Annotated in this window: 17 protein-coding genes and 2 pseudogenes; 16 read left to right on the top strand and 3 right to left on the bottom strand. The window is 43.0% G+C overall.

Annotated elements, in window-relative coordinates; all coding sequences use genetic code 11:
- The coding region (locus tag ACQ5BJ_RS11880) for a condensation domain-containing protein (RefSeq protein WP_430113398.1) at positions 1 to 2,240 on the top strand (2,240 nt) is incomplete at its 5' end.
- A gap of 1,327 nt (positions 2,241 to 3,567) precedes the next feature.
- On the opposite strand, the gene ACQ5BJ_RS11885 is transcribed toward ACQ5BJ_RS11880, so the two are convergent.
- Positions 3,568 to 4,275 carry a LytR/AlgR family response regulator transcription factor gene (locus tag ACQ5BJ_RS11885; protein WP_430110977.1) on the bottom strand — a complete coding sequence of 236 codons (708 nt, stop codon included), beginning with the start codon at positions 4,273 to 4,275 and terminating at the stop codon, positions 3,568 to 3,570.
- A 595-nt stretch (positions 4,276 to 4,870) separates the two neighbouring features.
- Here ACQ5BJ_RS11885 and ACQ5BJ_RS11890 point away from each other — a divergent pair.
- The 5 genes and pseudogenes from ACQ5BJ_RS11890 (at position 4,871) to ACQ5BJ_RS11910 (ending at position 8,527) form a co-directional block, all read left to right on the top strand.
- Positions 4,871 to 4,999 (top strand): lasso RiPP family leader peptide-containing protein, encoded by a 129-nt coding sequence (locus ACQ5BJ_RS11890; RefSeq protein ID WP_430110975.1) that lies wholly within the window; start codon positions 4,871 to 4,873, stop codon positions 4,997 to 4,999.
- 827 nt (positions 5,000 to 5,826) lie between these two features.
- Positions 5,827 to 5,874 (top strand): annotated as a pseudogene (locus ACQ5BJ_RS11895) (hypothetical protein); the annotation flags it as partial.
- Between the two features lie 16 nt (positions 5,875 to 5,890).
- A complete protein-coding gene (locus ACQ5BJ_RS11900; RefSeq protein WP_430110972.1) occupies positions 5,891 to 7,798 on the top strand; it encodes an asparagine synthase-related protein in 1,908 nt (635 codons plus the stop codon).
- A gap of 34 nt (positions 7,799 to 7,832) precedes the next feature.
- A complete protein-coding gene (locus ACQ5BJ_RS11905) occupies positions 7,833 to 8,081 on the top strand; it encodes a PqqD family protein (protein ID WP_430110970.1) in 249 nt (82 codons plus the stop codon).
- The gene (locus tag ACQ5BJ_RS11910; protein ID WP_430110967.1) at positions 8,081 to 8,527 is read left to right on the top strand and encodes a lasso peptide biosynthesis B2 protein; all 447 of its coding nucleotides are present in this window, start codon (positions 8,081 to 8,083) and stop codon (positions 8,525 to 8,527) included. Before ACQ5BJ_RS11905 ends, ACQ5BJ_RS11910 begins: the two co-directional genes overlap by 1 nt.
- A 402-nt stretch (positions 8,528 to 8,929) precedes the next feature.
- On the opposite strand, the gene ACQ5BJ_RS11915 is transcribed toward ACQ5BJ_RS11910, so the two are convergent.
- A complete protein-coding gene (locus ACQ5BJ_RS11915) occupies positions 8,930 to 9,973 on the bottom strand; it encodes a zinc-binding alcohol dehydrogenase family protein (RefSeq protein WP_430110964.1) in 1,044 nt (347 codons plus the stop codon).
- A gap of 130 nt (positions 9,974 to 10,103) precedes the next feature.
- On the opposite strand from ACQ5BJ_RS11915, the gene ACQ5BJ_RS11920 reads away from it, so the two are divergent.
- From ACQ5BJ_RS11920 to ACQ5BJ_RS11930, 3 genes and pseudogenes are all read left to right on the top strand, one after another.
- Entirely contained in the window at positions 10,104 to 10,481 is a 378-nt protein-coding gene (locus ACQ5BJ_RS11920) for a winged helix-turn-helix transcriptional regulator (RefSeq protein WP_430110961.1), read from the top strand.
- Between the two features lie 410 nt (positions 10,482 to 10,891).
- On the top strand, positions 10,892 to 11,737 hold the full coding sequence (locus ACQ5BJ_RS11925; RefSeq protein ID WP_268622166.1) for a DUF2785 domain-containing protein: 846 nt from the start codon (positions 10,892 to 10,894) through the stop codon (positions 11,735 to 11,737).
- A gap of 269 nt (positions 11,738 to 12,006) precedes the next feature.
- Positions 12,007 to 12,317, top strand: a pseudogene (locus tag ACQ5BJ_RS11930) (LysE family translocator); the annotation flags it as partial.
- A gap of 412 nt (positions 12,318 to 12,729) precedes the next feature.
- Here ACQ5BJ_RS11930 and ACQ5BJ_RS11935 read toward each other — a convergent pair.
- On the bottom strand, positions 12,730 to 13,662 hold the full coding sequence (locus ACQ5BJ_RS11935) for a LysR family transcriptional regulator (RefSeq protein ID WP_005544403.1): 933 nt from the start codon (positions 13,660 to 13,662) through the stop codon (positions 12,730 to 12,732).
- A 126-nt stretch (positions 13,663 to 13,788) separates the two neighbouring features.
- Here ACQ5BJ_RS11935 and zwf point away from each other — a divergent pair, with 126 nt between their 5' ends.
- The 7 genes from zwf to ACQ5BJ_RS11970 all read left to right on the top strand — a co-directional run bounded on the left by zwf (position 13,789) and on the right by ACQ5BJ_RS11970 (position 23,535).
- Entirely contained in the window at positions 13,789 to 15,312 is a 1,524-nt protein-coding gene (zwf, locus tag ACQ5BJ_RS11940) for a glucose-6-phosphate dehydrogenase (protein ID WP_268599394.1), read from the top strand.
- Positions 15,290 to 17,284: a transketolase gene (tkt, locus tag ACQ5BJ_RS11945; RefSeq protein ID WP_430110956.1), complete on the top strand. Its 1,995-nt coding sequence runs from the start codon at positions 15,290 to 15,292 to the stop codon at positions 17,282 to 17,284. The genes zwf and tkt overlap by 23 nt, the downstream gene beginning before the upstream one ends.
- A gap of 37 nt (positions 17,285 to 17,321) precedes the next feature.
- Positions 17,322 to 17,990 (top strand): fructose-6-phosphate aldolase, encoded by a 669-nt coding sequence (fsa, locus tag ACQ5BJ_RS11950; RefSeq protein WP_262866447.1) that lies wholly within the window; start codon positions 17,322 to 17,324, stop codon positions 17,988 to 17,990.
- An 85-nt stretch (positions 17,991 to 18,075) separates the two neighbouring features.
- The gene (gene gndA, locus ACQ5BJ_RS11955) at positions 18,076 to 19,497 is read left to right on the top strand and encodes an NADP-dependent phosphogluconate dehydrogenase (protein WP_268599396.1); all 1,422 of its coding nucleotides are present in this window, start codon (positions 18,076 to 18,078) and stop codon (positions 19,495 to 19,497) included.
- A gap of 212 nt (positions 19,498 to 19,709) precedes the next feature.
- Positions 19,710 to 21,353, top strand: coding sequence for a sensor histidine kinase (locus tag ACQ5BJ_RS11960; RefSeq protein ID WP_289355196.1), 1,644 nt, complete (start codon positions 19,710 to 19,712; stop codon positions 21,351 to 21,353).
- Positions 21,350 to 22,096: a LytR/AlgR family response regulator transcription factor gene (locus ACQ5BJ_RS11965; RefSeq protein ID WP_430110951.1), complete on the top strand. Its 747-nt coding sequence runs from the start codon at positions 21,350 to 21,352 to the stop codon at positions 22,094 to 22,096. Before ACQ5BJ_RS11960 ends, ACQ5BJ_RS11965 begins: the two co-directional genes overlap by 4 nt.
- A gap of 161 nt (positions 22,097 to 22,257) precedes the next feature.
- Complete coding sequence (locus tag ACQ5BJ_RS11970) at positions 22,258 to 23,535, top strand: L-lactate MFS transporter (RefSeq protein WP_005544386.1); 1,278 nt, start codon at positions 22,258 to 22,260, stop codon at positions 23,533 to 23,535.
- Positions 23,536 to 23,545 lie beyond the last annotated feature (10 nt).

Here is a 23,545-nt window from a genome sequence, read left to right on the forward strand (position 1 = left end):
GCGTGACGGAAGCAGCGATCGACTCCAGTTTCTACGACGAGCCGCTGACGAAGCTGCCGCAGACAGGCCATGTGCCGATCGGCAAAGCGTGGCTGAATGCGAAATTCTACATTGTGGATGCGCATCTAAACCCGGTGCCGGTCGGGGTGCTGGGCGAGCTGGTCATTGGCGGAGTCGGGGTAGCACGCGGGTACTTGAACCGTCCGGACCTGACGGAAGAGAAGTTCGTAGACAGTCCGTTCTCCGCGGGCGAGCGGCTGTACCGCACGGGAGACTTGGCGCGGTGGATGGAGGACGGCGATGTGGACTTCATCGGCCGGATCGACAACCAGGCGAAAATCCGAGGCTACCGGATCGAGACGGGCGAGATCGAGTCGCAGCTGCTGCGGGTGGAAGGCGTGCGCGAAGCGGTGGTGCTGGTTCGAAGTGACGCGAACGGGCAGAAAGCGCTGTGCGCGTACTACACAACGGATGGCGAACTGACGGCGGCAGATCTGAAACGGGCGATTTCCAGCGAGCTGCCGGGTTACATGATCCCGTCGTACTTCGTGGAGCTGGAGCGCCTGCCTCTGACGCCGAACGGGAAAATTGACCGGAAGGCGCTGCCGACGCCGGAAGGGGGAGCAAGCGCAGGCCGCGAATACGTGGCGCCGCGCACCGAACTGGAGGCGAAACTGGTCGCTATCTGGCAGGACGTGCTCGGGCCGGTCACGATTGGCGTGACGGACAACTTCTTCGATCTCGGCGGGCACTCCCTGCGGGCGACGACGCTGGTCAGCAAGGTGCACAAGGAGCTGAGCGTGGACCTGCCGCTGCGCGATGTGTTCCGGCACTCGACCATCGAAGCGATGGCCGAAGCGATCAGCCAATTGGAGCGACAGGAACACCTCTCCATTCCGGTTCTGGAGAAGAGGGATTACTATCCGCTTTCCTCCGTGCAAAAACGGCTGTACATCCAGCAGCAGATGGAAGGCGCCGAGCTTAGCTACAACATGTCCGGCATGACGGTTCTCGTCGGGCGCTTGGAACGAAATCAATTCGAGGCGGCGCTCAAAGGATTGATCGCTCGTCACGAAATTTTGCGAACCGGCTTCGAAATGGTCGACGGCGTACCGGTACAACGGATTTATCCGGACTTGAAGTTTGCCGTCGAGTATACGAAAGTGACGGAAAGTGAAACGAAGAGCATCGTAGACGGCTTTGTACGTGTCTTTGATTTGGAGCGGCCGCCGCTGCTGCGTGTGGGCTTAGTCGAATGGGAAGCGGAACGGCATCTGCTTATGCTGGACATTCATCATATCGTCACGGATGGCATGTCGATGGGCATCTTCGTCGAAGAGCTGCTGCGCCTGTATAACGGCGAGACGCTGGAACCGCTTCGGATTCAATACAAGGAATTCGCCGCTTGGCAGCAGTCCGAACCTGTAAAAGAGCGGCTGAAACGTCAGGAAGCCTACTGGCTGGACGTGTTGGAAGGCGAACTGCCAACGCTTGAACTGCCTACGGACTTTGTCAGACCTGCCGCTCGCAGCTTTAAGGGAGATGTGGTGCCTTTCAGCATCGACAAGCAGATGACCGACAGCTTGCAGCGCATCGCCGATGAGAACGGTGCCACCCTTTATATGGTGTTATCGGCAGCCTATTCAATCCTGCTCAGCAAGTACTCGGGACAAGAAGACTTCATTGTAGGCACGCCGGTTTCGGGCCGCACACATGCCGACATGGAGCCGCTCATCGGAATGTTTGTCAACACTTTGGCGATTCGCCATTATCCGTCCGGGGAGAAGACGTTCCTCGCTTACTTGAACGAAGTCAAGGAAACGATGCTGGGGGCCTACGACCACCAGGATTATCCGTTCGAGGAGCTTGTGAAAAAGCTGCAGGTTCCGCGAGATCAAAGCCGCAATCCTGTATTCGATGTCGTGTTTGCTCTGGAAACCAAGGAAGATAACGTTCAAAACTTCGGGGATATCAAGATCGAATCTTATCCGGAAACGCATACGGTTTCCCAATTTGATCTTACCTTGGTCATTTCGTTGCTGGATGAGGGAATGAACGGGCAGTTTGAATATGCCACCAAGTTGTTCACACGCAATCTGATCGACAATTTCGCTCAGAACCTGCTCGTAATCATCACTCAAATTTGCGAACAGCCTTCGGTGCTGTTGAAGGATATTTCCCTGAACGGGCAATCCGAACAGGAGCAAGATGTGCTAGAGGCCATTGATATTATTTTCTAATCCCTTACCCGGCCTGGGTGTATGCCGTATTTCTCTCGGTACGCATCCTGCCGGGTGTTTTTTTACAAATGAAAGGGGAAAATCCACCACAGGAATCTGACGTCAAGTGCCGCTGAGTAACGATTTCAATTTATTGGAAAATAGACAAAAGACAACAGGAATCTTAGTTTACCTTGGTATATTAAGAATCAAACCATTTAAAACAGAGATAATTCCATCATAAAATTTGAATACCCGAAAAACGAAAAGAAGTAATTGCCGATCGTTGCAGACGAGTTTAATTTTTTGACTATGACACCGGAAGAACAACAAAAGGCACACGAAACTACAGGAAGAAATACAGAAGGAAGAGTTTATCGGTTTAATGGTGGATATAATTGATTCACTTAAGGACTATGGTCAACTTATTGAGAAAAAGAATTTAGCGAAACCAAACTTAGATAAATTGAGCTACCTTTTAACTTTTTGCGGAAAATCAATCTATAAATCTGATGATTAGAGTACAAAGATGTCCAAACCGAAGTATGTTTAGTTCCAGGGTATTAAGAGATAAAAAGGAAACGTGAAGCTCTTGGAGAAGACTTTTGGTATTATGCCGAAACGTTTTGCAGTATGAGAATCAGGAGGCTGGAATAGTAATCTTTCCATAATTTCACTATTTAAAGAAATACTTTAGTTCAAAAAGAGCATCTGAAGACAGCACTTCTTGAACTCTCACGAACTACAGGGCGGTTAGTTCAAATATATGGACAATGGACTAAAGATGGACAGATTATTAGAGTTAATTCTTTGAAAAAGAAAATTGATCATTTAAGCACGTTATATGAGACATTCAGAATATTGAGGAAATGGTTATGAAAATTATATTATCGTAACAGTACAAGTTCCCAACTTCCTTTTTATGATAACCTGTGGTGGTTTCAGACTTTTTATTACACTTTAAGGAGAGGGATAAGATGCAAGCTTCTTTAGGTGATCGTATCCGGATTTTGAATCATAACCTTTTGATAGCGATAACCGCTTCGTAATAAAAGCGAAACGGAATCTCAAATTAAAAATGCTAAAAGTGAGAAAATTAACCAAAGCGAACTCTTTTCTCATATCTATCTGATCCTCTTTACGATAACTAAAAAACAATAAAGATATTTGATAAGAATATATGATTGTTGATTAGAAAACAGATAAAATACGGTAAGAAAAAAGTCAAGAATGTAATTACTAAGTTTTCTTTAAAGAACAGTTTATTGATGGAGTTATTTAAAAAAACATTAGCCAACACTAAACTAACAACAAAGTTGAAAAATGCACGATAGTATCATTCATTATATTAAGTTCTTAACTTCATCAGAATTTGTTTTCTGGCACTATCTATAAATTTACGACTGATTGGTATTTCAACAGTTTGCTTATCATTTAAATTGGCGACAACACAATTATTTCCAATTTGTTTTACATATCTAACATTAACAATAAACGAGGTATGGACTTGCACAAAATTATCATTAACTTTGGATAAAAGGGCTCTTGTTTGAAGAAGCGTTTCATATATATCAGAGGGGGTGTGAATAAGTACGCTCCTTTTATTTTTTTCAAAGTAAATAATTTCACTAAAAGAAAGACTGTAAAAAACTTTATTAAATGTAAACATAAATTTTGAATCATCTAAATCTAAATATTTAATAGCGCGATTCAAGGTAGGATATAGTTTGTCTTTTGTTACTGGTTTTAAAATGTAATCAAAAGTGTTAACCTTAAAAGCCTTTTCCATATATTCTTTGAAACTTGTAATAAAGATAATTGGACAAGAATAATTATTCTTTCTAATGGTCTCAGCAATCTCTATTCCCGATAGATTAGGATACTCAGTATCTAAAATAAACAAATCATATGTATTTCCTTTAAGGAAATCAATTAAACGAAATGGATTGTAGAATATATCGATTTCAAATAGCGAGGAGTTATATTCTAACATTAAATCTTCGATAGCTTTTGCAAAAACAGGAACATCATCACAAATAGCAACTTTTATTACCATCGTTTCACTCCTTTAATAATGGTAAGTGAAGCTATGATGCACGATCATGTCATAATCAACAATCAAATTATTACCATATTCAGGGTGTGCCCTATGAGCGAACAGCGTCAACGGTACATTAAAAAAATAAAGAAGAGTCTGTGAAGTATGTACAGGCAAGCCGAAAATCACTTACTGATATTGCTGAGGAGCTTAATATTCCTGTTGGTATTCATCAAAAATAGGAAGGAAAATACCGGAAATTTAGAGATGGGGCTTTTGTTGCTAACTCAATTAGACGCAGAGCAAGGGGGCTATTGGTACATTGAATTCTTCTACAAATTAAGTTAAATACTTAGCCACTTCTACCATACTGCAACCATCTTCCATGACCAGTTTAATTAGACATTATCATTATTAGTATAAAAATCTTGTTCTCTATATCCAATATTATACTAGAGTTGAAATATGTCAATTATTACAATTAACTTGCGGTTTGTTACACAAAAGAGAAATAGGTTGAAAATAAACTATTATCTAAAACAAATAGGATATTAATTTCTATTTGGAATCTAATGTGGGTGGTGTGAGCATATAGGTAAAGGGGGTGAATTCAATGACAAACGTTGTTTACTCTAAACCAACAATTGAGAAAATTGCTAGTTTTAAAGAGTCTACTAAAGGGATTTGGTATGGTAGATTCAGAGATGCTTTTGGTGGTTTTACTCTCTCTAAATATAATTAATATTAAGAAAGAAAAGTGGTCATTGGACAATTTTGTGATGTCCAATGACCACTTTTTGTGAAAAATCAATTGTTGTAGAAACTCGTATGTTAAATTCTATTGAAAATATTGAAAATTAAGCGAGAGGGGAGACTATTATTAGCATTCAGTTAAAAGAAAAGTTAACAAAATCAAGTTCTGATAAAGTACCATTCCAAGTACATATAAAAACAGCTTGGGCAAGCATTTTGCTTATTTCTCAACATGAGTATGTTAAGCATTCTAAAGGCGACCTAGAGATATATTGTATGCCATGTGAATATCCATATGTTGCAGATCAGATACAGGGAACTAAGGAATTTGAGATGTCAAAATTAGCGGTAACTTTTCAAAAGATTGTTTCTAAAGGGATCTTTGTTCTAGTTGATAATCACGAAATTATTGTAGGAGGAGCATTATTTGATGTTTCTCTATCATGAAAAATGTTACATGATTTTTTAATTTATTAGTGATTCGGCTAGTGATATTGCGCGATATTGACAAAAGTAGAGGGGTTTATTTTCAAGTAAATCACGTTGGAAGAGGACAGACCACTTTTTCCAGAGCAGCCACAGAACAAGTATCAAATGGGGCAAGATAATTAGGTATAAAAGATCCTGTTCTTTATAACCAATTTACTATACTAGAGTTGAAATGATGTTAATTATTACATTTAACTTGCAGTTTGTTACATAAAAGGAAAAGGAGTTGAAATATAGATTATTATTAAAACAAATAGGATATTAATTCTATTTGGAAGGAATCTAATTTGTGAGGTGTGAGCAAATAGCTAAAGGGGGTGGAAATCAATGACAAACGTTGTTTACTCTAAACCAACAATTGAGAAAGTTGCTAGTTTTAAAGAGTCTACTAATGGGCAATGGCGTGGTGATTATCTGGATATTTTTGGTGGTAGAACTAAATATCATTGGTAAATTGAGAGAGAAAAGTGGTCATTGGACAATTTTGAGATGTCCAGTGACCACTTTTTGTGAAAAATCGAGAGGGGAGACTATTATTAGCATTCAGTTAAAAGAAACAAAATCAAGTTCTGATAAAGTACCATTTCAAGTACATATAAAAACAGCTTGGGCAAGCATTTTGCTTATTTCTCAACATGAGTATGTTAAGCATTCTAAAGGCGACCTAGAGATATATTGTATACCATGTGAATATCCAAAAGTTGCAGACCAGATACAGGGAACTAAGGAATTTGAGATGTCAAAATTAGCGGTAACTTTTCAAAAGATTGTTTCTAAAGGGATCTTTGTTCTAGTTGATAATCACGAAGTTATTATAGGAGGAGCATTATTTGATGTTTCTCTATCATGGAAAATGTTACATGATATTTTAATTATTAGTGATTCAGCTAGTGATATTGCGCGATATTGTGATTTAAATATATCAAAATCAGCAGTTGCATTGAACTTGATAAATAGTCTTCCATATTATCCCTTTCAAAATATACCTTTATGGGAAGGTGTGAATAAAATCCACCCATTTTGTGTTTTGAAATATGGGAAAAAATTTGAAGAATTCAAAGTTTGGATGCCGCCAGAACTAAGTAATGATGTAGAATTGACGCTGCAAAATATAAGAGAGCGGTTTTTTGATTTACTAAGGAATCATACTAGTAGTTATGCTAATATATCTGCTGACCTCTCTGGAGGTGTTGATTCAGCCTCAATTGCATATACTTTAAAAGCACATTATGCAGACATTAAGCTATATCATGCAAAAACAGATAGTAAATGGAATAGTGATTCTAAGTGGGCCGCTATGTTTGCAAATGATATGAATGAATCGTTAAATTCATTGCCATCAATCGGTGTGTCTGGTCGGAGATTTGAAACAAACATGCCATACTCAGGATTAACTCTTCCGGATTTCCCAATATTTTGGGCTGATACAGAAGGCTATGTTGAAAAAATAGTTAATTTAAATGAGAACTATGGAGATTCAGTTCATTTCATAGGTGTTGGTGGTGATGAATTGTTTACACCTATGCCAGCATATGCGTGGTCCGTTGTAAGGCAGAACAGAATGCGTAGTGTATCGTTTGGCTTCCAATATTGTTTACTTACGAAAACATCATTCCTAAATGGTGTATCTAATCTTATGAACAATACATCATTTAAAGAAGCACTAAAAACGGAAATAGATATTGGATTTGGCTATGCTAAATCACGGAGGAAAGAGTCTGCTTTGGATTGGTTCGGAAAAATTACAATTCCAGCATGGCTTGCAAAAGATTATCATGTTCCATGTTATCAGATTGCTGTGAAAACTATAAATGGAATTTCTGGAGGTCTTGATTCGGATCGTTCAAAACATCAAGCACTAGAGTCATTGCTTTTTCAAAGGCGTGTACTAAGCCAACTTAATGTGATTTATGGAAGTAGATTCACTTGGCTAGCTCCCTTTTTAGATCCAAAGATTATTGAGTCTGCATTATCTATACCAATGCGATATCACATAAAATCTGGGATGACTAAACCCATGTTGTATCAAGCTACAAAAGGAATTGTTCCCCGTGAAGTATTTACTCGAGGCTTTAAAGGAGATTACTCAACATTTTTATACAAAGGATATAAGGAATCTGTAAAAAGAAATATTCATGCAGTTAGAGATTTCAAAATTGTTGAGCTTGGAATTGTTGACCCAGACATACTAGTCTCTGAATTATCTATGCCAACTGCTTTACACAATCGAGTTGAAGCCTTTGAAAGACTATCTGCTGTTGAGCGATGGCTTCATAATGCAATGAGTTATCCGTCATAAATGTGTAAATATGAATTCAGAAAGGGGAAATTTTATGGGGAAAATAAAAAGAGAACTTAAAATAATTGAACAAGATAATGGGGCAATGATTTTTGACAAGAGGAGAGGAATTTATTTTCAAGTAAATCACGTTGGAAAACTTTTAATTCAAGGATTAGTTGAAGGAAAAACTAGAAATGAATTAGTGGCTGAATTAGAAATGACTTTTGGTTTAGAGAGTGCTAATGCAGAGAATGATGTTAATGAATTTCTTTCCATGCTTAGAGAGGTGGGGCTAGCATAATGGACATACCACTTTTTCCAGAGCAGCCAGAACAAGTATCAAATGGGGCAAGATGGCTTGCTAGACTAGCTATACTTCTATCAGCACCTCTGAATTGGCTCCCTCCAAGTATGATAGAAAAGATATTATCTTGTTTAACGAGAAGATATCCATCGGCTTCGAAGGAACAAGTTCAGGTTATTCGTGATGCAGTATGTACGGTAAGTAAGAGATGTCGAAGTCAAGAGGGTTGTTTGAGACGTTCACTTGCGGTTGTAGTAGCAACGTGGTTAAAACAAAGATCTGTTAGTTGGTGTACTGGATACGCCCTAGAGCCATTTAGGGCACATGCATGGGTTGAATTAAAAGGTATTCCAGTTGGAGAGCCGGATGAAATAAGTTTATATTCTAAAGTTATAAGTGTACCTAATTATGGTGAGAAAATTACAGAAAAAAACGGAAAATAACAATCTAAAATCTAAAGAACTTAAGTAAGGTAGTGATATGAACCGGTGTTGTTTTTGAAGCACGAAGCAAACGTGCAAGAGTTAATCAACAACAATTGTTGCATAAGGATTAGCAAACAACAATCCTTATTGCAAGTCAGCAGCTGTCTGATGATAAAAAAGTCTGGACCAGTAAAAAACTGTGGAACCAGTAAAAAAAGTCTGGAGCTCGTAAAAAAGTCCCGATGATGCTTTGTTAGGTCATCGGGACTTTTTTATGATGAAGGAGCTGTATTCAATGTTAGGGGAGCAAACTCGAGAAATTAGACAGATAAAAGTGAACCAAACTGAGTTCTCAAATTTTAGTGCATTTTGTTTCGCCGGACCATAGCGTTATACACTAAACGTTCCTTCTACGTAGTATCAGAAGTTTTCTAAAACAATCTTCCCAATGGATCGACCGGTTTCCAACTTCTCATGTGCTAAACGCAGGTTTGCCGCATTAATGGGTTCTAGTCGTTCAGTTAGCGTCGTTTTTAATTTTCCGTCATCAATTAAATCGGCCAGGTTATTCAGTAATTTGTGTTGTTCAATCATGTCTTTCGTATGGAACAAGGACCGTGTAAACATGAACTCCCATACAAACGTTACACTTTTAGAAAAAAGCAAGTCCACGTTCAAGTTTCCTGCCCAGGAATCTTTATCTGCAGGAACAATACAGCAAATGATACCTTGGGGGGCTATGACCTCCGCCATATTCGCCATATGTTGTACAGTATCATTCAAGCAAAAGATATAATCTATGGTGTCTATACCCATAGCCTTGAGTTGAGGTTGAAAAGGATTGTTGTGATTTATAGTAATATCCGCCCCCAGACTTTTGACCCATTGAGTCGACTCTGGACGCGAAGCAGTGCCGATGACGGTCAACCCTGCAATTTTGGCAAGTTGAACGGCCATCGAGCCCACTCCTCCGGCTGCTCCGATAATAAGTATGTTTTTGTTTTTATTTGCGTTTAGACTAATTCCTAGACGATCAAATAGGCCCTCCCATGCAGTTATTGAGGTAAGCGGTAATGCGGCTGCCTCTGAGAAATCCAAACTTTTAGGCATATTTCCTACAATTCGTTCATCAACCAAGTGAAATTCACTATTACTTCCTGGTCGAGCCACACTGCCTGCATAATAGACCTTGTCCCCGGGTTTAAATAATTGACAGTCAGGGCCAACTTGTTCTACGATCCCTGCAGCATCCCAACCAAGAATTTTCGGTGATTCGACTTCATAGTTATGTTTTTCGCGAATGCCTACGTCTGCAGGGTTGACAGAGATTGCTTTGATATTTACAAGCAAATCGCGGCCTGTAGGTTCCGGTTTATCCAAATGCAGATCAATAAGGCTTTCTGGATTGGATGCTGGGAAGTATTGATAGGCACCGACTGCTTTCATCTTTTGGAGAGTATTCATGGGTATCAATCCTTTCAAATAATAAGAAATGTTGTACAGTTGCATTGTAAATCAATTAGATTACTTTAAGTAAGTACGCATATTTTTATGATATAGTATTAAAAATCAAACTTTAGGGGGATATAGGCTGATGGGAGACCGAAGAAACAAATATGGAGTGAGACCGGATATGCAAGCATGTCCAGTTGAAACAACACTGGATGTTATTGGTGGGAAATGGAAGGGTATCATTCTTTATCAACTCCTGGACGGAACGAAAAGATTCAATGAATTCAGGCGCCTTAACCCGGGAATTACGCAGTTTATGCTCACATTGCAGTTAAGAGAGCTTGAACGAGACGGCATTATTCATCGAGAAATATACAAAGAAGTTCCCCCAAAAGTGGAATACTCCCTTACTGATTTCGGAAGGACTTTAGAACCGGTCATTATTTCTATGAAAGCTTGGGGGGAGTCTTATAAAGTGCGGCTTGAAAACAATAGAATAATAGAAGGAGAGGAGAGTTAAAGGAAAGTTGGTTGGGTAACAATTTGAAGCGATCTATTAACCTAATGCTAAAGGTTACAATAAGCTTAATTAATAACTATAAAGCGGCTGCCGGCATGGTTCGGCAGCCGCTTTGCTAACGGGCAGAATCCGTTGTTGGGATTGGAATTGCTGTATGGAAAAACTATGAATTACGGAGGGCGCATAAGAGTGTAAAAAATCATGTTGCTCAAATGGCACTTCGAGGAGCTTACTTTACATCCACAACTCAACAACTAATTAATTAGCGATAAAATCATTGGTTTTGGCTGTGCTACAATAATGTGATTGATGTTAATTGCATCCAAGGGATAGGAATAGGAACAAGCAGAAATTCCGCTGACTCATGATCTCGGCGAGGCGAGTGAACGAATGATGAGAGGGATGGGAAAATGACCGATACAAGGACAAAATTGATGCTGGATTTGCAAAGAATTGAGAAGGATGAGTATCAGTTACGCGAAGGTGAGCAGCATCAAGATTTCTTACCTTTGTTACTTCAATATATTGGCGATCCTCAGCCAGAATTACGGGATAACCTGATTTATCCGATGTTCTATATGTGGATTAAGGAAGAGAATAGGTTCAGTGGAGAGGAGTTGCGTAGCCTCTTAACTGTTCTGACTGATGAGAACCATTTGTTCTATAATATTGGCAGCGAGGATGATCAGTCAGTTTTTACAAGAACGTTCTCTGCTTTGCCTATCGCTTTGATTGTGCAACGCCACAGACAGAATCCATTTTTTAATCAAGCTGAAATTGAGCAATTAATGCATACAATGCTCCGTTATTATAAAGAGGAGAAGGATCTGCGAGGTTACCTTTCGGTAGGAGGCTGGGCTCACAGCGCGTCTCACGGTGCGGATGTTTTTGTCGAGCTGGTGCAGTGCGAGGAGAGCAGCGTAGCAATGCTGCGTGAGGTTCTTGTCGCTATTTCTGGCAAGCTTCATAATGGTAAACACATCTTTAGCGATGAGGATGATGAGCGGTTGGTCAACATCGTGGATACGATGATTGATAAGGAGTTGCTTCCACATCAAGAAATCGCTGATTGGATTAGCGGTTTAGCGCAATGCTGCAATTTGCCGAGAAGCCGCAGTCAGGTGATTGCTCGTGTGAACAGCAAGAATTTTTTACGCAGTCTCTATTTCAGAAGGGGACAAGATAGCCGAGGGAATGAGCTTAACACTGTCATGCTTGGTACTGAGGCAAAATTGAACAGGTTTTCTATCCGTTAAAGGATTAGAGGGGGGCTGTCCCAAAAGCCATGGAAAAATTGGCAAAGGGATTGCCCCTTTTTTATGTCAAGAAAACAAAAAGAAACTATTCTTTTGTGAAGTATTCCAGATTCACAAAAATTCCGGGCTGAAGGTTTGAACATCATTGATTACCAGACCGTAGAGATTGAACCAATTAAAAACAGCAAATTTACATACTCCTTACAAAAAATGCTACCAAAACTGGACTTCGGATATATAATGATTTCTAACGTTGATGAACTATGGAGATTTACCTAATTTCTCCTACTATTTCGCAAGGTCGCACAGCTGGAGTCATCTCGCTTCTTGGTGTAATACTTGGATTCGTGATTTACATGATCGCAACCATGTTCGGTCTCTCAGCTCTTTTCATAACGGTTCCGTTCATTTACGAATCAGTCAAGTGGGCCGGGGCTGTTTACCTGCTCTGGCTCGCTTGGAATGCAGTCAAACCAGGCGCTGCTTCAATTCTCAAGCCTGATGGTCTTTCTATTGAACCGCCGAAAAGTTATTTTTGACGGGATTGATGACAAATCTACTGAACCCCAAAATTGCTATTGACAGGTCTTGCTGCGAGTCTTGCCTTTGATCGCAGATAGTGATACATGAACAAATTCCATAATACTGTCTGACTCTTTTTTCAGCCGTGAACTTTGTTAAACTAACGGGGTCGATAGTTCAATGAGGCAGTTTATAACTTTATTATTCAGTTTAGATCCATGCTTTATTCTGACGTTGAGTAGAAAACTAATTTTCAAATATCCAGGGAAGACCGGGACTTCTTGTACCATAAGAGGTTCCGGTCTAATCCTTTATTTTTTACTAAACAATTGGTTCAGCATCGTAGAAATGATTATGATGATACTAAAAAATGCTATAAACAGCTTTTTTGCTACTGAATTCATCAGTAGTTTTTTTGTGCCTTTTGAAGTTTTACGTTTTCTTGTCCCCTATGCCCTGGGTAAATCGAACTATTCTTTCAATGGAAAAGCAGCTCCTGAACGTGCCTGCTTTGATAGCGGACACGTTTGAATCATCTCGATAAACCCGCATGCTGCCATGGAAAGCGGCATGTTGCGCATAATCATAATCCCCACGTGAGAAGGCGGCAGCCGCACGTCCAATTGAATCTCGAAGAGGGTGCCCTCTTCCAGCTCTTTCGAAACAAATTCCCTCGTCACGTAAGAAATTCCGAGTCCTTTCCTAGCAAACTCGATGAGAAGATCTACGCTTCCGACCTCAATTTTAGGTGTGAGTTTATATCCGTAGCTTTGAAATAATTCCGTAATGGTCATTCGTGCCCTGCTATTGCGCGAGAACAGGATAATTGGGTACTGGAGCAGCATATCCAGCGTTAAAACCGCATCCTTGAGCTCGGCATAACGTGTCCCCGCTACAAAGCATTCCTGCAGTTGAAAAGTCTCCCTCACTTCAAGCTGGCTATCGACGATAGGCATACGGATGACGCCTAAATCAATTTTTCCTTCTTTTAAGAAGGAAATGATTTCCGGCGTTGTACCATGATTCAGGTGTAGTCTGATCCCGGGATGCTTCTCATGAAAGTCCTCCAAGTACGGGAGCAAATAATGCTTGAACAGCGAATCGCTTCCGCCGATCCGCAGCTCGCCGCTGTCCAGATTTTTAAGTGCCTCCATTTTTTCTTCGGCCAGCGATATTAAGATCTGTGACTGCTCAATATAGGAATACAGCATGGCGCCCTCTCTTGTCAGCCCAACGCCTTTGGAATTCCGGTAGAACAAAGAGATGCCGAAGCTGTTTTCGAGCTGTTTGATGGCGTGGCTGACGCTAGGTTGGGTTAGGTATAAGGCCTTGGCAGCCTGAGTCAAGCTGCCTGTCTTCGCAGCCCAATAAAAAACCTTGTACAATTCGTAATTTATACTCATAGATGTGGTCTATAGCTCCTGTGAAATATATTTATTACTTGTATAGATGATATTCGTATTATAGTGGAACTACGAAATAGAAACCAGAGCTTGTTTAATAGAGCGCTGCTTGAAGGAGAGAGAAACATGGAGCCGACCACTTTTGTTTTGTTTGGAGCGACTGGGGATTTAGCCAAAAGAAAAATATACCCTGCCCTCTACAACTTGTATATCGATCGGAAGCTGCCGCAATCATTCTCCTTATTTGGACTTGGGAGAAGAGAACTGTCTGATGAATCGTTTCAGGCAAATGTCGAGCAGTCTATCCGTACTTTTTCCAGACGAGAAGCGAACAATTCTTCGTTAATCAAAGATTTTGTGAGCTTATTCCGTTACAGCGTTCTTCATATAGATCGCAAAGAAGATTATAGGAAGCTGCTGCAACTGATTGAACAGAGAGAAGAAGAGCTGAACATTCCGCCGAATCGCCTGTTTTATTTATCTGTCGGACCGGAGTTTTTTGAAACGATCACAGCGAGCATTAAGGAAAGCGGGCTCGGTTCCGCGAATGGCTGGAAGCGTCTCGTGATCGAGAAGCCTTTCGGCCATGATTTGAAATCTGCTCGTGATTTAAATCAGAAGCTGAGCCAAGCTTTTGCGGATCATGAAATTTACCGAATCGATCATTATCTCGGCAAGCCGCTGATTCAGAAGCTTGAGATTTTGCAGCAAAATCCGGTCCTTAATGCCTTATGGACGAATCGTTATATTGCCAACGTGCAAATTACAGCAAACGAGACCGTCGGCGTAGAAGAAAGAGCGGGTTATTACGATCACGTAGGCGCCGTAAGAGACATGTTCCAAAACCATATGCTGCAATTATTGATGATGCTGACGAGTCATCTTCCAATCAACAGTGACTCGGAAATGGTGCGCTTTAAGAAGAAAAAGGTAATGGAAGCCCTCGAGCCGCTGCATAAAGAGGAAGTGAGCGCGAGCATTATCCGTGGTCAATACAAAGCAGGAACCGTTCAAGGAAAGCCGGTAATCGGCTATATCTCCGAACCAGGGATCGCTTCTACTTCCATGAACGATACGTTTATTGCCGCTAAATTGCAGATCAATGATTTCTTTTGGCGCGGCGTACCTTTTTATATCCGAACAGGCAAACGAATGAAAGAGAAATCAACGCGGATTGTAATTGAGTTCAAGGAACAGTTAAAGATGTCCTCTCAGGAAAGTACTGAAAGAAAATCGCCTAACCTTCTGGTATTTGAAATTAGTCCTAATGAAGGCATTACGCTGCAATTAAATACAAGAGATCCTTTGCATAAAGGGGAGTTCAAGCCTCTTCAAATGAATTTTCATGAGAGCAAGGGCGATGTTCCCGAGGCTTACGAAAATTTAATTTACGACGCTCTGCAAGGAGATCCTACGTTCTTCGCACATTGGGATGAGGTCGAATTGTCCTGGAAATGGGTTCAACCGATCCTGGAAGCATTCGAGGAGAATCTGGTTCCGCTTCATCGGTATGAAGCGGGCACTTACGGTCCTGCCGAGTCCGATGCGTTATTGGCGAAGGATGGCTACCATTGGTGGTTCGATGACAAACCAGAACAACATATTAAAACGGAAGAAGGAGAACAATATGCTTACCAAGGAAACCATTGATCAATTAGCTGTCGATACGATCCGAACATTGTCTATCGATGCTATCAACCGCGCCAATTCCGGTCATCCGGGGCTGCCGATGGGAGCGGCGCCGATGGCATACGCTCTTTGGTCCAGACTATTAAATCACAATCCCGGACATGCTAAATGGTTTAACCGCGACCGCTTCGTTCTTTCTGCGGGTCACGGATCAGCCTTGCTCTACAGCCTGCTGCATTTGTCTGGATATCAGGTATCGCTTGATGATTTAAAACAGTTTCGCAAGCTGAACAGCAAAACGCCGGGGCATCCTGAATTTGGGCACACGGATGGCGTAGAAGCGACAACTGGGCCTCTGGGACAAGGGTTGGCGATGGCAGTTGGGATGGCGATGGCCGAAGCACATTTGGCCTCGAAATTCAATCAAGACGGTTTCCCGGTAATCGATCATTATACGTATGCGCTTGTCGGAGACGGCTGCCTGATGGAAGGAATCTCTTACGAGGCGATGTCCATGGCAGGACATATGAAGCTTGGAAAATTAATCGTATTGTATGATTCCAACGACATCTCGTTGGATGGAGGGCTCAACCTTTCCTTCGGCGAAAATATGCAAAAAAGAGCGGAATCGGCCAATTGGGAATATATCCGGGTCGAGGACGGCAATGACATTTCCCGGATTGCCGAAGCGATCGTCGCAGCCAAGCAAAACGAAGCTCAGCCGACGCTTATCGAAATTCGGACGATTATTGGTTACGGAAGCAAGGCAGCGGGAACGAACAAAGTACACGGCAATCCGCTCGGCAAGGAAGAAGCGAAGGCGACCAAGGAAATTTACGGCTGGAAGTATGAGGAAGAGTTCACCGTTCCAGAAGAAGTCAATGCGCATTTCGAGCAGCTGAAACGTAAGGGCGAGGCCAAAGAAGAAGAGTGGAACAAATTGGTCGCGGCCTATAAAGCGCAATATCCTATGCAGGGTAAGGAGCTTGAGCAAGTCATCGACGGTTCCGTATCGATTGAGGCAGCGGACATCCTAACGTTCGACGATTCCAAAACGATTTCTACCCGTGTAGCAAGTGGCGAAGCGATAAATCATTACGTAAAAACTGTACCTTCGATTTTTGGAGGAAGTGCCGATTTATCGCATTCGACGATGACGGACATCAAAGGAGAGCAAAAGTTTGCTGTGGAGTCCTACTCGGGACGCAATATTTACTTTGGCGTCCGTGAGCATGCTATGGGTGCAGCCGGCAATGGCATGGCCTTGCATGGAGGTGTAAAGCCATTCGTAAGCACCTTCTTCGTATTCAGCGACTATTTGCGCCCGTCTATTCGTTTGGCTGCGCTGCAAAAACTGCCTGTGACTTATGTATTTACCCATGATTCCATTGCTGTTGGGGAAGATGGACCTACCCATGAACCCGTTGAGCACTTGGCTGCGCTGCGCACCATTCCGGGACTTACGGTCATACGTCCGACCGATGCCAATGAAACGGCAAGCGCATGGGCGTATGCTCTGCAGCAAAATGAAGGCCCAGTAGCTCTGGTGCTTAGCAGACAAAATCTCCCTGTATATGAAGCCACTAAGGCCAATGTTGAAGGGGTAGCCAAAGGAGCTTATGTCTTGAGCGAAACAGGCGGCCAGCCGGATGTCATCCTTATTGGAACCGGATCAGAGGTTTCTATGGCCATGAATGCTAAGGAGGAGTTGGAGCGGGACAACATTTCCGTACGCGTCGTTGCTATGCCAAGCAGAGAGTTGTTCGATCGTCAACCCGAAGAGTACAAGCAGAGTGTCCTTCCTAATTCCGTTACGAAGCGGGTGGCCATTGAAGCTGGCATTTCGTTAGGCTGGGATCGTTATACGGGACAAGGCGGAAAAGTACTGTCGATCGATACATTTGGCGCCTCTGGCGCTGGTACGGAGGTTATGGAATACTTTGGATTCTCCGTAAATCAAGTGGTTCGCCTGACGAAGGAATTACTGAAGTAATAATAAATGTCCAATAAAATAATGGAGGCACTCACCTATGAAATTTTTTATCGATACGGCAAATGTGGAAGACATCAAAAAAGCATATAAAATCGGTATCTTATCCGGTGTTACGACGAATCCGTCGTTGGTCGCCAAGGAAGGTGTGAAATTTGAAGATCGAATCGCCGAGATTTTGCGGGAAGTACCCGGAGTTGAATCGGTTTCTGCCGAAGTAACGCCTGATGCGGTGACAGCTGAAGACATGATCGCGCAAGCGAACGAACTAATTAAAATCAATAATAATGACAAAAACATCACGATCAAGCTTCCGATGACGCTCGCCGGACTTGAAGCTTGCCGCTATTTGAGCGACAAAGGCGTGAAAACGAACGTGACGCTGATTTTCACCGTGAACCAAGCTTTACTGGCCGCTCGTGCAGGTGCCACTTATGTCTCGCCGTTCCTTGGCCGCTTGGATGATATTTCGGAAGACGGCGTCCAGCTCGTCACGAAAGTCGCTGAATTGTTCCGAGTGCATAACCTGGACACGCAAATTATCGCGGCATCCGTCCGCCATCCGGATCACGTGACGCGCGTAGCGATGGCAGGCGCGCATATTGCAACGATTCCATTTGCGGTGATCGAACAAATTTCCAAGCATCCCTTAACGGATCAAGGCATGGATAAATTCGCTGCCGATTGGAAAAAAACAGCCGAGCTTTAAGTGATGAAGTGAACAAGAAGGCACGCGGCATGCTCCCGTTGATGGAGGCGTGCCTATAGATAGAAATGACTGGGAGGGAATTGCAATGAAGAAACAACAAATCGGCGTGGTAGGTTTAGCCGTCATGGGGAAAAATCTGGCCTTAAATATAGAAAGCAAAGGGTTCTCGGTTGCGGTATACAATCGTTCGCCAGAGAAAACGAATGAGCTTCTGGCGGAGGCGCAAGGCAAGAATTTCGTCGGCACGTATAGTATTGAAGAATTCGTCCAATCGCTCGAGACGCCGCGGAAAATTCTGATCATGGTCAAAGCGGGGCAACCGACGGACGATACCATCAATCAGCTTGTTCCCTACCTGAGTCAAGGGGATATTCTTATCGACGGCGGAAACGCCTATTTCCCTGATACGCAAAGAAGAAACAAAGAGCTGCAAGCCAAGGGATTCCGTTTTATTGGCGCGGGTGTCTCGGGCGGCGAAGAAGGGGCGCTGAACGGTCCCGCGATTATGCCAGGCGGGCAAAAAGAGGCTTATGAACTGGTCGAGCCAATTCTGACCGCTATTTCTGCCAAAGTGAACGGCGATCCCTGCTCAACTTATATCGGAGAAGATGGCGCCGGCCATTATGTCAAAATGGTGCACAACGGCATCGAATACGGTGACATGCAGCTCATCGGCGAAGCGTATCATCTGCTCAAAGATGTATTGAATGTAAATACCGAGCAGTTGCATGACATCTTCTCCGAATGGAACAAAGGCGAACTGGATAGTTATTTGATTGAAATTACAGCCGATATTTTCTCGAAGATCGATCCGGAAACCGGCAAGCCTATGGTGGATGTCATCCTCGATTCAGCAGGACAGAAAGGTACGGGGAAGTGGACGAGCCAAAGCGCATTGGATTTGGGAGTTCCATTGTCCATTATTACTGAATCCGTGTTTGCACGGTTTATCTCCGCAATGAAAGAAGAACGCGTGGCCGCAAGCAAGCAGTTGAAAGGCCCCGCGGCGTCAAGCTACGACGGCGATCCCAAGGAATTTATCGAAGCCGTTCGCAAAGCTTTGTATGCCAGCAAAATCGCTTCGTATGCGCAAGGCTTTGCGCAAATGAGGGCTGCTTCCGACGCGTACAATTGGAATTTGAATTATGGAGGCATCGCCATGATCTTCCGCGGGGGATGTATTATCCGCGCAAGATTTTTACAAAATATTAAGGATGCATACGACCGGAACCCGGAATTGAAAAACTTGTTGTTGGACGAATACTTCAGTGGGATTATTGCGAACTATCAAGAAGCCTGGAGAAAAGTCGTATCGATTGCCGTAGCTAGAGGAATTCCGGTTCCTTCATTCGCTTCCGCTCTAGCTTATTATGACAGCTATCGGACGGAAAGACTGCCGGCTAATTTGCTTCAGGCACAGAGGGATTACTTTGGGGCGCATACGTTCGAGCGGGTTGATCAAAAGGGGAGCTTCCACTTTCAATGGATGGAAAATAATGAAGAATAAATAATATTAATATTGTGGCGCAATCCTTCAAACCTTATTAAAAGTATAATTCAATAGAATAGGTTAAGAGCGTGTTTTGAACAATCTTTTTCAAAACACGCTCTTTTTTTATGTATGGAATTGGAACGTGAAAACAGAGCAAACTTTGATAAAATAAACACAAAAACAGCTTGTGTTAACGGGAGGTAGTTTCCATAAACGGAGATTTCACGATGCTGCTTCAGCTCTTTGAGCGGGCAGCATTATTGCTCATTATTTTGTTTTTCTTAACTCGTATTCCGAGCTTTAAGCAGATTCTGCAAAAGGAATCGCTGACCACGAAGGAGTTCGCCGTTGTTACGATTCTGTTCTGTACCTTTGCACTATTTGGCACCTACTCAGGCATTGATGTGGAAGGCTCGCTGGTCAACGTACGGATTATCGTGATTATGGCAGGAGGCATCTTATTCGGGCCTTGGGTCGGTCTAGTCGTGGGCGTGGTGTCCGGAATCCATCGTTATTTGATCGATATCGGCGGGGTGACCTCGATTCCATGTCTCATCACAAGTATTATTGCGGGGCTGGTATCTGGCTATATTCATCTTCGAACGCCGAAAGCGAAGCGTTGGTTTATCGGGATTGTTGCCGGGATGGCTTGCGAGGCTTTAACGATGCTGTTGATCATATTCATGGCGCAACCTACAAACTTAGGCAATGAAATTGTATCCAGAATAGCAACACCGATGATTCTAGGGCAATTGAATGTGGGATTGATCATTTTGTTAATTCAGAATGTAGAAAGTGAGCGGGAAGGAATCGCTGCGCAGCAAGCGAAGTTAGCGTTGGACATTGCGAATAAGACATTGCCCTATTTCCGCTCTATCAATACCGAATCCTTGCACAAGATCTGTTCCATTATTAAAGAAGATATTCAAGCCGATGCAGTGGCGATTACGGATGCCTCGAGCGTGCTCGCTTACGTCGGTTTTGGGGAAGACCGCTATCAATTCCGGCATGAGATCATCAGTGATATGACCAAACAGACGATACGAAGCGGGGAATTCATGATAAGCAACCATGCGTTGGATGATGCGATGCCCGGCATTCAATCCTTGCTCATTATTCCACTGAAAGAGCGGGAAGAAGTGACGGGGACCTTGAAGATTTATTATCGGAAGGCGCATAAAATTACCTATCCGCTGCAGACTATGGCCGTCGGTTTATCCCAGATTATTTCGACATTAATGGAAGTTTCTCGTGTGGAAGAGATTAAGGAAATGGCGAATAAAGCGGAGCTCAAAGCGCTGCAGACAACCATTCAGCCTCATTTTTTGTTCAATGCATTGAACGCGATTGGATCCTCGATCCGAACCAGACCGGACCAAGCGAGGGAACTGATCGTCAATTTATCCGGATATTTGCGTTACAATTTGGAGTTAACGGATGATTTGATCGATATCCATAAGGAGTTGGAGCAGGTTCGGAATTATGTAGAAATTGAAAAGGCACGCTTTGGAAATCGGCTGCATGTCGTTTATGATGTGGATGAAGTCGCCGTGAAGATTCCGAGTCTCATCATTCAACCGTTAGTGGAGAATGCGATTGTCCACGGTATATTGAAGGTGAAAGGGCCTGGAACGGTCACCATCTATGTTAAAGATACAGACGATTACATTCGAATTGGTGTCCAGGATACTGGCGTGGGCATCCGTGAAGATATCATAAAACAGGTGATGGAGGAGCGTGTTCCGCCGAACCATATTGGTCTATTTAATGTGCATAAGCGTGTGAAGCTCATTTTCGGGCATGGTGTTACAGTGGAGCGACTAGATCAAGGAACGAATATCTTTTTTGACATACAGAAGGAGACACGATGAGAGCGATAATTGTGGAAGATGAAGTATTGGCCAGAGAAGAGCTGGAATATTTGATTACCAAACATAGCCGCATTGAAATCGTGGAGCGATTTGAGGATGGCCTTGATGTGCTTAAATTTCTGCAGGAGAAGGAAGTCGATGCGATTTTTCTCGATATCAACATTCCATCCCTGGACGGGATGCTGCTAGCGACGAATATTAGTAAGTTCGCGCATAAACCGTATGTTATTTTTACAACCGCTTATAAGGAGCATGCCGCTCAAGCTTTTGAACTGGAGGCTTTTGATTATATCTTGAAGCCCTACGACGAGAACCGGATTGCCGCGATGCTGCGTAAGCTGGAGACCGCCTTCGAACGGGATGTGCAGCAAGGTGGAAGTTCCAATCCTGCGGACAACAGGCCAAAATCTGAGGAGAAACGCATTAATCTGCTGAAAAATGATAAGTATATCGTTACGGATAGCGATGACATCTACTATGCGGAAGCACAAGAGAAGGTAACGAACGTATTCACGAAGAGTGGTACTTATACGATGCCGATGAGTATTTCGGACTTTCATGCTATGCTGCCTCAAGATCGATTCTATCGTTGTCATCGTTCCTATACCGTCAATTTGTCTCAAATCCATGAAATCGTTCCATGGTTCAACAATACTTACTTGCTGCGTCTGCGTGATATGGATGCCGAAGTGCCCGTCAGCAGAAGTAAAGTCAAAGAATTCAGGCAGTTGATGCATATATAAATGCAGTTCATTCCGCAATCCCGTCATTTCATGCCGCTTATGGCTTAAGAAAGCGTTTTATCTTGTAAGATAAGGGTGTAAAAGCAAAGCGTAAGAGCTTTCACTCCCTACTGATAAAACACAACTCTTGATCATAGCAGAATGGAAAGAGGGGATCTATTATGAGAACGCATCAAGCAACTGGGTCGCAGGTAAATCGCTGGCTGATCGTCCTTGGAACAATCATTGTACAAATGGGATTAGGAACCATATATACGTGGAGTTTATTCAATCAGCCGTTAGCCGACAAATTTGGATGGGAGCTCAGCTCCGTATCGATTACATTTTCCATCACCAGTTTTGCACTGGCTTTCTCGACGTTGTTCGCCGGAAAAATTCAGGATCGCATCGGAATTCGGCGTATGACGATGATTGCAGGTGTTGTTCTCGGTGCAGGGCTTATCGCTAGCTCACAGGTTTCATCGTTGTGGATGTTGTACTTGCTTGCTGGTGTGGTTGTTGGTTTTGCGGATGGTACGGCCTACATCACATCGCTATCGAATTTAATGAAATGGTTTCCTGAACGCAAAGGATTAATATCGGGGATCTCGGTGGGAGCTTTTGGGACAGGCAGCTTGGTTTTCAAATATATTAATGTGAATTTCATCAATACGATGGGGGTCTCCTATGCATTTCTGGTCTGGGGATTGATTGTGATGGTCATGGTGATTGCCGGTTCGTTGTTAATCAAAGAAGCCGTAATTACGGAAACACCTGCAGACGCAACTGCGGAGTCGCAGAGTGGGCGGAATTATACAGTGAAAGAAATGCTGCGTACGAAAGAAGCGTATATGCTCTTCCTTATTCTATTCACAGCTTGTATGAGTGGATTGTACCTGATTGGTATCGTCAAAGACATCGGTGTGCAGCTAGCCGGTCTTGATATCAGCACAGCAGCGAATGCGGTAGCTATGGTGGCGATTTTCAATACAGCCGGTCGAATCATTCTCGGTGCATTGTCTGATAAAGTAGGACGTATGAAAGTTGTAGCGGGAGCGCTTTTTGCGACGGCATTGTCCGTCATGGCCTTGAACTTTGTACCTCTGAATCTGGGCATTTTCTTCACCTGTGTCGCGGTGATCGCATTCTGCTTTGGCGGTAATATCACGGTCTTCCCGGCGATTGTGGCAGACTATTTCGGCTTGAAGAACCAAAGCAAGAACTATGGAATCATTTATCAAGGATTCGGGTTAGGTGCCTTGGCTGGTTCGTTCCTTAGTGCTTTGTTCGGTGGTTTCCAAATTACCTTTACCGTCATTGCGGTCTTGTGTATGCTCTCTTTCTTGATTGCGATCTTTATCTCCGTACCTAGCCAACGTAATCAGTCGAAGAAGAACCAAGAAGCGAAACCAGAAGTGAACCAAGAAGTTGTGCTAAAACCACATTACAATGTGGGATAAACGCAGTGGA

The organism is Paenibacillus sp. B1-35, assembly GCF_050474385.1.
In the GTDB taxonomy this organism is placed as follows: Bacteria; Bacillota; Bacilli; order Paenibacillales; family Paenibacillaceae; genus Paenibacillus_B; species Paenibacillus_B alvei.